The sequence below is a fragment of the Streptomyces sp. NBC_00203 genome, from assembly GCF_045206325.1.
Classification (GTDB): domain Bacteria; phylum Actinomycetota; class Actinomycetes; order Streptomycetales; family Streptomycetaceae; genus Streptomyces; species Streptomyces lutosisoli.
In genome coordinates this window covers 2,763,841-2,776,156 of sequence record NZ_CP108126.1, presented here as the reverse complement: position 1 = coordinate 2,776,156, position 12,316 = coordinate 2,763,841, and the positions used below count along the sequence as shown (strand labels likewise).

The 12,316-nt window shown below is 69.3% G+C and carries 10 protein-coding genes; 9 read left to right on the top strand and 1 reads right to left on the bottom strand.

Annotation, left to right across the window (positions count from 1 at the left end; translation table 11 throughout):
• The first annotated feature begins 52 nt into the window (after nt 1-52).
• The 9 genes from ftsW (at nt 53) to OG975_RS12710 (ending at nt 8,616) form a co-directional block, all read left to right on the top strand.
• Nucleotides 53-1,417, top strand: a complete 1,365-nt coding sequence (gene ftsW / locus OG975_RS12750; RefSeq protein WP_330303924.1) for a putative lipid II flippase FtsW — start codon at nt 53-55, stop codon at nt 1,415-1,417.
• A 6-nt stretch (nt 1,418-1,423) separates the two neighbouring features.
• On the top strand, nt 1,424-2,515 hold the full coding sequence (gene murG / locus OG975_RS12745; RefSeq protein ID WP_406329224.1) for an undecaprenyldiphospho-muramoylpentapeptide beta-N-acetylglucosaminyltransferase: 1,092 nt from the start codon (nt 1,424-1,426) through the stop codon (nt 2,513-2,515).
• A 25-nt stretch (nt 2,516-2,540) separates the two neighbouring features.
• A complete protein-coding gene (locus OG975_RS12740) occupies nt 2,541-3,326 on the top strand; it encodes a cell division protein FtsQ/DivIB (RefSeq protein WP_406329223.1) in 786 nt (261 codons plus the stop codon).
• A 275-nt stretch (nt 3,327-3,601) separates the two neighbouring features.
• Nucleotides 3,602-4,792: a cell division protein FtsZ gene (ftsZ, locus tag OG975_RS12735; protein WP_330303921.1), complete on the top strand. Its 1,191-nt coding sequence runs from the start codon at nt 3,602-3,604 to the stop codon at nt 4,790-4,792.
• Nucleotides 4,789-5,526, top strand: coding sequence for a peptidoglycan editing factor PgeF (gene pgeF / locus OG975_RS12730; RefSeq protein WP_406329222.1), 738 nt, complete (start codon nt 4,789-4,791; stop codon nt 5,524-5,526). The genes ftsZ and pgeF overlap by 4 nt, the downstream gene beginning before the upstream one ends.
• Before the next feature lie 6 nt (nt 5,527-5,532).
• Nucleotides 5,533-6,252: a YggS family pyridoxal phosphate-dependent enzyme gene (locus tag OG975_RS12725; RefSeq protein ID WP_406329221.1), complete on the top strand. Its 720-nt coding sequence runs from the start codon at nt 5,533-5,535 to the stop codon at nt 6,250-6,252.
• A 130-nt stretch (nt 6,253-6,382) separates the two neighbouring features.
• Nucleotides 6,383-7,024 (top strand): cell division protein SepF, encoded by a 642-nt coding sequence (locus tag OG975_RS12720; RefSeq protein ID WP_406329220.1) that lies wholly within the window; start codon nt 6,383-6,385, stop codon nt 7,022-7,024.
• 52 nt (nt 7,025-7,076) lie between these two features.
• Complete coding sequence (locus OG975_RS12715; RefSeq protein WP_028803186.1) at nt 7,077-7,361, top strand: YggT family protein; 285 nt, start codon at nt 7,077-7,079, stop codon at nt 7,359-7,361.
• A gap of 46 nt (nt 7,362-7,407) precedes the next feature.
• Nucleotides 7,408-8,616 carry a DivIVA domain-containing protein gene (locus tag OG975_RS12710; protein ID WP_406329219.1) on the top strand — a complete coding sequence of 403 codons (1,209 nt, stop codon included), beginning with the start codon at nt 7,408-7,410 and terminating at the stop codon, nt 8,614-8,616.
• Nucleotides 8,617-8,894: 278 nt separating this feature from the next.
• Here the strand turns inward: OG975_RS12710 and ileS are convergent, their stop codons facing one another.
• Nucleotides 8,895-12,038: an isoleucine--tRNA ligase gene (gene ileS / locus OG975_RS12705; protein WP_406329218.1), complete on the bottom strand. Its 3,144-nt coding sequence runs from the start codon at nt 12,036-12,038 to the stop codon at nt 8,895-8,897.
• Nucleotides 12,039-12,316: the final 278 nt, after the last annotated feature.

Here is a 12,316-nt window from a genome sequence, read left to right as displayed (position 1 = left end):
CACCCTCCCTCAGCGGTAGCGGCACCGTCGGCCACGGCGGGCGGAGCCGCTGATGGCCGGCAGCCGCACCGGCCGCCCCCCGGTCCAGCGGACCACGAGGCGGCCCGCTTCCCCCCGCCCCCCTCGCGACAACCCCGTACGCCTGCTCTACACGCGCGCCCGCAAGGCCTGGGACCGGCCGCTGACCGCGTACTACCTGATCCTCGGCGGCAGCCTGCTGATCACCGTGCTCGGGCTCGTGATGGTGTACTCGGCGTCGCAGATCACGGCGCTCCAGCTGTCGCTGCCCGGGTCGTACTTCTTCCGCAAGCAGTTCCTGGCCGCCTCGATCGGCGGCGTGCTGCTGCTCGTCGCCTCGCGGATGCCGGTGAAGCTGCACCGGGCGCTGGCGTACCCGATGCTGGCCGGATCGGTCTTCCTGATGATCCTGGTGCAGGTGCCCGGGATAGGAGTCGCGATCAACGGCAACCAGAACTGGATCTCCCTCGGCGGCTCCTTCCAGATCCAGCCGAGCGAGTTCGGCAAGCTCGCCCTGGTGCTGTGGGGCGCCGACCTGATCGCGCGCAAGGAGGACAAGCGGCTGCTCACGCAGTGGAAGCACATGCTGGTGCCGCTGGTCCCGGTGACGTTCATGCTGCTCGGGCTGATCATGATCGGCGGCGACATGGGAACGGCGATCATCCTCACCGCGATCCTGTTCGGACTGCTGTGGCTGGCGGGCGCTCCGACCCGGCTGTTCGTGGGCGTGCTGTCGATCGCGGCCACTCTCGGTGTGATCCTCATCAAGACCAGCCCGAACCGCATGGCCCGGTTCTCCTGCATCGGCGCCACCGAACCCGGCACGGGCGCCACCTCGTGCTGGCAGGCCGTGCACGGCATCTACGCGCTCGCCTCCGGCGGGCTGTTCGGTTCCGGACTCGGTGCGAGCGTGGAGAAATGGGGCCAACTGCCCGAAGCCCACACCGACTTCATCTTCGCCGTCACCGGTGAGGAACTGGGCCTCGCGGGGACGCTGTCGGTGCTCGCCCTCTTCGCGGCTCTAGGCTATGCGGGTATCCGCGTGGCCGGACGCACGGAGGACCCCTTCGTGAGGTATGCCGCGGGAGGCGTGACCACCTGGATCACGGCCCAGGCCGTGATCAACATCGGTGCGGTGCTCGGTCTGCTGCCGATCGCCGGTGTCCCGCTCCCGCTGTTCTCCTACGGGGGTTCCGCCCTGCTGCCGACCATGTTCGCCATCGGGCTGCTGATCGCCTTCGCACGCGACGACCCCGCTGCGCGGGCGGCGCTCGCGTTGCGGCAACCTCGCTTTGGCAGAAAGCGGGCTGCGGTGAGAGGCTCCGCGGGGGCCGCGGGGCCTCGGAGATGGAACACGATGCGACGGCGCGCCGCGGCGCGTTCGTCCGGAGAGCGGTGAATTTCGGTGCATGTCGTACTCGCCGGCGGGGGGACCGCCGGCCACATCGAGCCCGCGCTCGCCCTCGCGGACGCCCTGCGGAGGCAGGACCCGACCGTGGGGATCACGGCCCTGGGCACGGAACGCGGGCTTGAGACCCGGCTCGTACCCGAGCGCGGCTACGAACTCGCGCTGATCCCCGCCGTCCCGCTGCCGCGCAAGCCCACGCCCGAGCTGATCACCGTCCCCGGGCGGCTGCGCGGCACGATCAAGGCAGCCGAGCAGATCCTGGAGCGCACCAAGGCGGACGCGGTCGTCGGCTTCGGCGGCTATGTGGCCCTGCCCGCCTATCTCGCGGCCAAGCGGCTCGGCGTGCCGATCGTCATCCACGAGGCCAACGCCCGTCCGGGGCTCGCCAACAAGATCGGCTCGCGGTACGCGGCGCAGGTCGCCGTCGCGACCCCGGACAACAAGCTGCGCGGCGCCCGCTACATCGGCATCCCGCTGCGCCGCTCGATCGCCCTCCTCGACCGGGCCGCCGTACGCCCCGAGGCGCGCGCCGCGTTCGGGCTCGACCCCGCGCTGCCGACCCTGCTGGTGTCCGGCGGCTCGCAGGGCGCCCGGCGCCTCAACGAGGTGGTCCAGCAGGCGGCTCCGTACCTCCAGCAGGCGGGCATCCAGATCCTGCACGCGGTCGGCCCGAAGAACGAACTGCCGCAGGTCCATCAGATGCCGGGGATGCCCCCGTACATCCCGGTACCGTACGTGGACCGGATGGACCTCGCGTACGCCGCGGCCGACATGATGCTCTGCCGCGCGGGCGCGATGACCGTCGCCGAACTCTCCGCCGTCGGGCTCCCCGCCGCCTACGTTCCGCTGCCCATCGGCAACGGCGAACAGCGGCTGAACGCCCAGCCGGTGGTCAAGGCGGGCGGCGGACTGCTGGTCGACGACGCGGAACTGACGCCCCAGTGGGTGCAGCAGAACGTGCTGCCTGTGCTCGCCGACCCGCACCGGCTGTACGAGATGTCCCGCGCCGCCAGCGAGTTCGGCCGCCGGGACGCCGACGACCTGCTCGTCGGCATGGTGTACGAGGCGATCGCCTCTCGCCACCGCTAGGGACGTGTGAGGGAAGGCAGGAAGCGTGGCCGGACCGACTACCGCCGATCGTGGCGAACGGCAGAAGCTGGAGTCCGGCCCGCCCCGGCCGCCCCGTCTCGGGCGGCTGCGCCGGCCTCGTACGCTCATCATCCTTTTGCTTGCCGCGGTGTTGGCCGGGGCCGCTTCGGGCTGGGTCCTGTACGGCTCCCAATGGCTGCGCGTGGAGCACGTATCGGCTTCCGGGATGCGGGTGCTGACGGCCGAGCAGGTGCGGGAAGCGGCCGATGTTCCGGTCGGATCCCCGCTGATTTCCGTCGATACCGATGCTATTGAGGCACGGCTACGCCGGAAATTGCCCCGAATTGACTCGGTTGATGTCGTCCGTTCCTGGCCGCATGGAATCGGTCTGAAAGTGACCGAACGCACTCCGGTCCTGATGGTGAAAAAAGGCGCGAAGTTCATCGAAGTGGACGCCAAGGGCGTGCGATTCGCCACGGTTTCTGACGCTCCGAAGGGCGTTCCCGCACTGGAATTGACGGTGTCCCAGTCGGCGGGGCTGCGCCGTTTCGGCACCGACCGGCTGGTGCGCGAGGCGGTGCGGGTCGCCGGTGACATTCCGGCCGCCGTCGCCCGTGACACTCGTACCCTCAAGGTCCGTTCGTACGACTCCATCTCGCTGGAGTTGAAGGGCGGCCGCACGGTCGAGTGGGGCAGCGGCGAGAAGGGCCGCGCGAAGGCCAGGACGCTCACCGCTCTCATGAAAGCCGCTCCCGAGGCCCGGCACTTCGACGTGAGCGCTCCCACCGCCCCTGCGTCATCGGGGAGTTGACGCACATCCGCGCAGGCCAGCACCCTGGTTGGGCAGTGCTACGCCTGATCACATAGGGTGAAAAGAAAAACGGGAGGTTCGGCGTGTTCGTTGAACGTGCGCCACTTGTCGACTTAGTGTCCTGTTCGGAAGAGTCCAAGGAACAGACACACTGGTAACCCTAAACTTCAGCGTTAGGGTTCGGGTCGGCGTTCGGACCGTCCCATTCGGCATCAGTCGTCGGATCGCGAGCGTGCGAGGCGACGACACGTAACTCGAGGCGAGAGGCCTTCGACGTGGCAGCACCGCAGAACTACCTCGCAGTCATCAAAGTCATCGGTGTCGGCGGCGGTGGTGTCAATGCCATCAACCGGATGATCGAGGTCGGTCTCAAGGGCGTCGAGTTCATCGCCATCAACACCGACGCGCAGGCGCTGTTGATGAGCGACGCCGACGTCAAGCTCGACGTCGGCCGCGAACTCACCCGCGGACTCGGCGCCGGAGCCAACCCGGCCGTCGGCCGCAAGGCGGCCGAGGACCACCGCGAGGAGATCGAGGAGGTCCTCAAGGGGGCCGACATGGTCTTCGTGACGGCCGGCGAGGGCGGCGGCACCGGCACCGGCGGCGCGCCCGTCGTGGCCAACATCGCCCGCTCGCTCGGCGCCCTCACCATCGGCGTGGTCACCCGCCCGTTCACCTTCGAGGGACGGCGCCGGGCCAACCAGGCGGAGGACGGCATCGCCGAACTCCGCGAAGAGGTCGACACCCTCATCGTCATCCCGAACGACCGGCTGCTGTCCATCTCGGACCGCCAGGTCTCGGTCCTCGACGCCTTCAAGTCGGCGGACCAGGTCCTGCTCTCCGGTGTTCAGGGCATCACCGACCTCATCACCACACCCGGCCTGATCAACCTCGACTTCGCCGACGTCAAGTCCGTGATGTCCGAGGCGGGTTCGGCCCTCATGGGCATCGGCTCGGCCCGCGGCGACGACCGCGCGGTGGCGGCGGCCGAGATGGCGATCTCCTCGCCGCTCCTCGAAGCCTCCATCGACGGCGCCCGCGGCGTCCTGCTCTCCATCTCCGGCGGCTCCGACCTCGGCCTGTTCGAGATCAACGAAGCCGCCCAGCTGGTGAGCGAGGCCGCGCACCCCGAGGCCAACATCATCTTCGGCGCGGTCATCGACGACGCCCTCGGCGACGAGGTGCGGGTCACCGTCATCGCCGCCGGCTTCGACGGCGGCCAGCCGCCGGCCAAGCGGGACACCGTTCTCGGCGCGTCCTCGGCCAGGCGCGAGGAGCCCACGCCGGTACGGTCCTCCGACAGCCGTCCGTCCTTCGGCTCGCTCGGCAGCGTCACGCCGAAGGAGGCCCCGGAGCCCGCTCCGGAGCCGGTGAACGAACTGCCGGTCTCCCCGCCGGTCCCGCCGTCCCGCTCCTACTCGGACAGCGCGGCCGAAGAGCTGGACGTGCCGGACTTCCTGAAGTGATAGGACAGCGCTCCGAAACGAGCACCGTGAGCGGCGCGCACTTCGCCTTCACCGACCGGTGGGGCGGGGTGAGCGCCGTTCCGTACGAGGAGCTCAACCTCGGCGGAGCGGTTGGCGACGACCCCGACGCCGTACGGACCAATCGTGAACTGGCCGCCAAGTCGCTCGGACTGGATCCGGCCCATGTCGTCTGGATGAACCAGGTGCACGGGCCGGATGTGGCGGTGGTCGACGGGCCGTGGCTCTCTTCGGAGATTCCGTCCGTCGACGCGATCGTCACGGTGCGGCGGGGGCTCGCCCTCGCCGTTCTCACCGCCGACTGCACGCCGGTCCTGCTGGCCGACCCGGTCGCCGGGGTCGTGGCCGCCGCCCACGCAGGACGGCCCGGCATGATCGCCGGGGTCGTCCCCGCCGCCGTACGGGCCATGGCGGAACTCGGCGCCGAGCCCGCCCGGATCGTCGCCCGCACCGGCCCCGCGGTGTGCGGGCGGTGCTACGAAGTGCCGGAGCAGATGCGCGCCGATGTCGCCGCCGTCGAGTCCGCGGCGTACGCCGAAACCAGTTGGGGCACGCCCGCGGTCGATGTGACCGCCGGAGTGCACGCACAGCTGGAAAGGCTCGGAGTGCGCGACCGGGAGCAGTCGCCGGTGTGCACGCGCGAGTCGCAGGACCACTTCTCGTACCGACGGGACCGCACGACCGGGCGGCTCGCGGGCTATGTCTGGCTGGACTGATGGGGCATGACGGACCGTAAGGCTCAACTCGCCGAAAACCTGGCGAAAGTGGAAGAGCGCATCACGGCGGCGTGCACGGCCGCCGGGCGCAAGCGTGAAGAGGTGACCCTGATCGTGGTCACCAAGACCTATCCCGCGAGCGATGTGCGGATGCTGTCGGAGCTCGGTGTGCGTCATGTCGCCGAGAACCGGGACCAGGACGCTGCGCCCAAGGCGGCGGAATGCTCGGATCTGCCCCTCTCGTGGCATTTTGTGGGTCAGTTGCAGACCAACAAGGTGCGTTCTGTGGTGGGTTACGCGGATTTTGTGCAGTCCGTCGATCGTTCCAAGCTCGTCACGGCTCTGTCGAGGGAGGCGGTGCGGACGGAGCGCGAGGTGGGCTGTCTCGTTCAGGTCGCGCTGGACGCGGAGGAGAGCGGGAGAGGGGAGCGGGGTGGCGTAGGGCCTGGCGGAATCGAAGAGTTGGGCGAGCTCATCGCGCGGGCTCCGGGGCTCCGGCTCGACGGACTGATGACCGTCGCGCCGCTCACCGGACCGTACGCGGGCCGCCAACAGGCGGCGTTCGAGCGGCTGATGGATTTGTCGACTGTCCTGCGCAGCGCTCATCCGGCTGCGAACATGGTCTCGGCAGGGATGAGCTCGGACCTCGAACAGGCCGTGGCGGCCGGGGCGACACATGTACGCGTCGGTACTGCGGTACTCGGAGTCCGACCCAGGCTCGGGTAACGTCGCCAAGAAGTCGGACCACAGCAGAAAATATGGTCATTACCGCCGATGGGCGGGCATAACGACCTCGTGGATCGCGGGCACTTGGCAAGTCGTCAGCCGATCCACCACAGAGCGGAGGACTCAGAGCATGGCCGGCGCGATGCGCAAGATGGCGGTCTACCTCGGCCTCGTGGAGGACGATGGGTACGACGGCAGGGGATTCGACCCCGATGACGACTTCGAGCCCGAGCTTGACCCGGAGCCCGAGCGTGACCGCCGGCGGCACGAGCCGCCGCACCAGTCACATCAGGCACATCTGTCCCAACGGGACGAATCGGTACGAGTGGTGCAGCCTCCGGCGCCGCGCGATCCCGTGCCCCATTCCGCTTCGCTCGGCGCGGAATCCGGGCGTCCGGCGCGAATCGCCCCCGTGGCGTCCATCACACAAGAACGTCAAAGCCTGGAGAAGAACGCCCCGGTGATCATGCCCAAGGTCGTGTCGGAACGAGAGCCGTACCGGATCACCACGCTGCACCCCCGGACCTACAACGAGGCCCGTACCATCGGGGAACACTTCCGTGAGGGCACCCCGGTGATCATGAATCTGACTGAGATGGATGACACAGATGCGAAGCGACTTGTCGACTTTGCGGCCGGTTTGGTGTTTGGTCTCCACGGCAGCATCGAGCGGGTGACGCAGAAGGTGTTCCTGTTGTCGCCTGCTAACGTCGATGTCACGGCGGAGGACAAGGCCCGCATCGCAGAGGGCGGGTTCTTCAACCAGAGCTGAGACGCAGGACCGGAATCAAGGCACGGAAACAGGGGAGAGGGAAGCACGGATCATGAGCGTGGTCGGGCAGGTTCTCTACATCGCGCTGATGTGTTTCCTCATCGTGCTGATCTTCCGGTTGGTCATGGACTACGTCTTCCAGTTCGCCCGCTCATGGCAACCCGGCAAGGCGATGGTGGTCGTTCTTGAGGCCACCTACACTGTCACCGATCCACCGCTCAAGCTTCTGCGGCGGTTCATCCCGCCGTTGCGTCTCGGGGGCGTGGCGCTCGACCTGTCCTTCTTCGTACTGATGATCATCGTCTACATCCTGATCTCCGTCGTGAGCCGGCTGTGAACGATACGGTCTTGCCGAATGCCGACGACTACGTTGAGGTGAAGAGATGCCGTTGACCCCCGAGGACGTGCGGAACAAGCAGTTCACGACCGTCCGCCTCCGAGAAGGCTATGACGAGGACGAGGTCGATGCCTTCCTCGACGAGGTCGAAGCCGAACTGACTCGCTTGCTCCGCGAAAACGAGGACCTGCGCGCCAAACTGGCGGCGGCCACGCGCGCGGCTGCGCAGAACCAGCAGCAGGGCATGCGCAAGCCCCCCGAGCAGCAGGACCAGCAGCAGGGCCCGCCGCAGGGCATGCGCGGTCCGGGCGCTCCCGTGCCCGCCGGGATATCGGGCCCGCCGCAGCAGCAGATGGGTGGCCCCATGGGCGGCCCGCCGCAGCTGCCGAGCGGCGCCCCGCAGCTTCCCGCCGGCCCCAGCGGCCAGGGTGGCCCGCAGGGCCAGGGTCCGATGGGCGGTCCCATGGGCCAGGGCCCGATGGGTCAGGGCCCGATGGGCCAGGGTCCGATGGGTCAGGGTCCGATGGGTCAGGGTCCGATGGGCGGTCCCGGCCAGCAGATGCAGCCGCAGATGCAGCAGCAGATGGGTGGCCCGATGGGCGGTCCCATGGGTGGCCCCATGGGCGGTCACGGCCCGCAGATGCCGCAGCAGGGCCCCGGTGGCGACAGCGCCGCCCGTGTCCTCTCGCTGGCCCAGCAGACCGCCGACCAGGCGATCGCCGAGGCCCGTTCCGAGGCCAACAAGATCGTCGGCGAGGCCCGCAGCCGCGCCGAGGGTCTGGAGCGGGACGCCCGTGCCAAGGCGGACGCCCTTGAGCGGGACGCGCAGGAGAAGCACCGCGTCGCGATGGGCTCCCTGGAGTCCGCTCGCGCCACGCTGGAGCGCAAGGTCGAGGACCTGCGCGGCTTCGAGCGCGAGTACCGCACGCGGCTGAAGTCCTACCTGGAGTCGCAGCTGCGCCAGCTGGAGACGCAGGCGGACGACTCGCTCGCCCCGCCGCGTACCCCGGCCACGGCGTCCCTGCCGTCGCCCTCCGCGCCCTCGATGGCCCCGGCCGGCGCGAGCGCGCCGTCGTACGGCGGCAACCAGGGCATGGGTGCCCCGGCACCGGCCGCGCCCTCCTACGGCGGGCAGCAGCAGATGTCCCCGGCGATGACCCAGCCGATGGCTCCGGTGCGGCCGCAGGGGCCGTCGCCGATGCAGCAGGCGCCCTCGCCGATGCGCGGGTTCCTCATCGACGAGGACGACAACTGACGGCCTTTAGTACGCCTTAGGCGTCGGCAGCGTTCAGGGCGGAGCCCCGGATTTTTCCGGGGCTCCGCCCTTTTGTTCTGTTCCCTCGGGTCCCTTGGGTCACGTGTACGTGGGCACGCAACGCCGAAGGCCCGGCCCCACCAAGATCTTTGGTGGGGCCGGGCCTTCGGGGGTTCTTCGGGTGCGGGTGGGTGGGGGCTGGTCCAAAAGATTGCGCAGTTCCCCGCGCCCCTAAAAAGGGGGCGCGGGGAACTGCGCTGATGGACGGGTAGGGGCGGCTAGGCCTTGCGGAGGCGGAACGTCAGGGACAGGGACTCGTCCGTGAATGGGTCACCGTACGTGTCGTCGGCCTCACCCTGGGCGAAGTCCGTGGCGAGGACCTCGTCGGCGATGAGGGGCGAGTGCTCGGACAGGGCGGCGACGACGGCCGGGTCCGTGGAGGTCCAGCGGAGCGCGATGCGGTCGGCCACGTCGAGGCCGCTGTTCTTGCGGGCCTCCTGGATCAGCCGGATCGCGTCACGGGCGAGGCCCGCCCGGCGCAGCTCCTCGGTGATCTCCAGGTCGAGGGCGACCGTGGCACCGGAGTCGGACGCCACCGACCAGCCCTCGCGCGGGGTCTCCGTGATGATGACCTCGTCCGGGGCCAGCGTCACCGTCTCGCCGTCCACCCCGACCGACGCCGTGCCCTCGCGCAGGGCCAGCGACAGCGCCGCCGCGTCCGTCTCGGCGATGGCCTTCGCGACCGCCTGGACGCCCTTGCCGAAGCGCTTGCCGAGCGCGCGGAAGTTCGCCTTGGCCGTGGTGTCGACCAGCGAGCCGCCCACCTCGGAGAGTGAGGCGAGGGAGCTCACATTCAGCTCCTCTGTGATCTGCGCGTGCAGCTCGCGGTCGAGCGTCTCGAAGCCCACCGCGCCGACCAGCGCGCGGGACAGCGGCTGGCGGGTCTTGACGCCCGACTCCGCGCGCGTGGCGCGGCCGAGCTCCACGAGACGGCGTACGAGCACCATCTGCTTCGACAGCTCCGGGTCGATGACGGACAGGTCCGCCTCCGGCCACGACGTCAGGTGTACGGACTCGGGGGCGTCCGGCGTCACCGGCACCACCAGGTCCTGCCAGACCCGCTCGGTGATGAACGGGGTCAGCGGGGCCATCAGGCGCGTGACGGTCTCCACGACCTCGTGCAGCGTGCGCAGCGCGGCCTTGTCGCCCTGCCAGAAGCGGCGGCGCGAGCGGCGCACGTACCAGTTGGACAGGTCGTCGACGAACGCCGAGAGGAGCTTTCCGGCGCGCTGGGTGTCGTACGCCTCGAGAGCCTGCGTCACCTGGTCGGTGAGCGCGTGCAGCTCGGAGAGCAGCCAGCGGTCGAGGACCGGGCGGTCCGCCGGGGCCGGATCGGCCTCGCTGGGCGCCCAGTTGGACGTGCGGGCGTACAGGGCCTGGAAGGCGACCGTGTTCCAGTACGTGAGGAGCGTCTTGCGGACGACCTCCTGGATGGTGCCGTGACCCACACGGCGGGCCGCCCACGGGGAGCCGCCGGCCGCCATGAACCACCGCACCGCGTCAGCGCCGTGCTGGTCCATCAGCGGGATCGGCTGCAGGATGTTGCCGAGGTGCTTGGACATCTTGCGGCCGTCCTCGGCGAGGATGTGGCCGAGGCAGACCACGTTCTCGTACGAGGACTTGTCGAAGACCAGCGTGCCGACGGCCATGAGGGTGTAGAACCAGCCGCGCGTCTGGTCGATGGCCTCGGAGATGAACTGTGCCGGGTAGCGGCTCTCGAACAGCTCCTTGTTCTTGTACGGGTAGCCCCACTGCGCGAACGGCATCGAACCCGAGTCGTACCAGGCGTCGATGACCTCCGGTACGCGCGTCGCCGTCTGTCCGCAGCCGTCCTGGGGGCACGCGAAGGTGACCTCGTCGATGAACGGGCGGTGCGGGTCCAGGTTCGACTGGTCGGTGCCGGTCAGCTCCGTGAGCTCGGCGCGGGAGCCGACGCAGGTGAGGTGGCCCTCCTCGCAGGTCCACAGCGGGAGCGGGGTGCCCCAGTAGCGGCTGCGGGACAGCGCCCAGTCGATGTTGTTGTTCAGCCAGTCGCCGAAGCGGCCGTGCTTGACCGAGTCCGGGAACCAGTTGGTCTTCTCGTTCTCCTGGAGGAGGCGGTCCTTGATGGCCGTGGTGCGGATGTACCAGGACGGCTGCGCGTAGTAGAGGAGCGCGGTGTGGCAGCGCCAGCAGTGCGGGTAGCTGTGCTCGTACGGAACGTGCTTGAGGAGCAGGCCGCGGTTCTGGAGGTCCTCGGTGAGCTTTTCGTCCGCCTTCTTGAAGAAGACACCGCCCACGAGGGGGACGTCCTCCGCGAAGGTGCCGTCCGTGCGGACGGGGTTCACCACCGGCAGGCCGTACGCGCGGCAGACCTTGAGGTCGTCCTCGCCGAAGGCGGGGGACTGGTGGACCAGACCCGTACCGTCCTCGGTCGTCACGTACTCGGCGTTCACCACGTAGTGCGCGGGCTCCGGGAACTCGACGAGCTCGAACGGACGTTGATACGACCAGCGCTCCATCTCGGCGCCGGTGAAGGACTCGCCGGTGGTCTCCCAGCCCTCGCCGAGCGCCTTCTCGACGAGCGGCGCGGCGACGACGAGCTTCTCCTCACCGTTCGTCGCGACGACGTAGGTGACCTCGGGGTGCGCGGCGACCGCGGTGTTGGAGACCAGCGTCCAAGGGGTCGTCGTCCACACCAGAAGTGCGGCCTGACCGGCCAGCGGACCGGAGGTGAGCGGGAAACGGACGTACACGGACGGGTCGACGATCGTCTCGTAGCCCTGCGCGAGCTCGTGGTCCGACAGACCCGTCTCGTCGCGCGGACACCACGGGGCGACGCGGTAGTCCTGGACCAGCAGACCCTTGTTGAAGATCTCCTTGAGCGACCACCACACGGACTCCACGTACTCGGGGTCCATGGTGCGGTACGCGTCGTCCAGGTCGACCCAGTAGCCCATGCGGGTCGTCAGCTCGGTGAAGGCGTCCGTGTGGCGGGTCACGGAGTCGCGGCACTTGGCGTTGAACTCGGCGATGCCGTACGTCTCGATGTCCTGCTTGGTGGTGAAGCCGAGTTCCTTCTCGACCGCGAGCTCCACGGGGAGGCCGTGGCAGTCCCAGCCGGCCTTGCGGGCCACGTGGTAGCCCCGCATGGTGCGGAAGCGGGGGAAGACGTCCTTGAAGACGCGGGCCTCGATGTGGTGGGCGCCCGGCATGCCGTTGGCGGTGGGCGGGCCCTCGTAGAACACCCACTCGGGGCGGCCCTCGGACTGCTCAAGGCTCTTGGCGAAGATCTTCTGCTCGCGCCAGAAGTCGAGCACGGCGTGCTCGAGGGCGGGCAGGTCGACCTGGGCGGGCACCTGGCGGTACTGCGGCGGTTTCATCGGCGAGCTTCCTCCGGCGGACTTACTGCCTTCCGTCGGAGGGACGAGAGCCTGTGCTGCTACTCAGTAGCTGCTGCGGACGCCGTCTGCGGCGCGCTCCCGCGGTACCACCCTCCTTGGCTCCCCGGTGCTCGGTGTGCACCAGTGAGCCCCCTCATTGGGGTCGCGATGCCGGGTCTACCGGCCGCTGCTTCTCGGCTGCGGCTTTCTTCCGGCGGCTCCGGGGTGATCTTCGCGTCGCGCTCGCCCCCGGGCTTCCACCGTCCCCGGGTCGCTCC

Coding starts and splice junctions, on each gene's coding strand:
- ftsW (WP_330303924.1), top strand. CDS start 53: ATGGCCGGCAGCCGCACCGGCCGCCCCCCGGTCCAGCGGACCACGAGG.
- OG975_RS12725 (WP_406329221.1), top strand. CDS start 5,533: ATGACGGACCGTAAGGCTCAACTCGCCGAAAACCTGGCGAAAGTGGAA.
- OG975_RS12720 (WP_406329220.1), top strand. CDS start 6,383: ATGGCCGGCGCGATGCGCAAGATGGCGGTCTACCTCGGCCTCGTGGAG.
- OG975_RS12715 (WP_028803186.1), top strand. CDS start 7,077: ATGAGCGTGGTCGGGCAGGTTCTCTACATCGCGCTGATGTGTTTCCTC.
- OG975_RS12710 (WP_406329219.1), top strand. CDS start 7,408: ATGCCGTTGACCCCCGAGGACGTGCGGAACAAGCAGTTCACGACCGTC.
- ileS (WP_406329218.1), bottom strand. CDS start 12,038: ATGAAACCGCCGCAGTACCGCCAGGTGCCCGCCCAGGTCGACCTGCCC.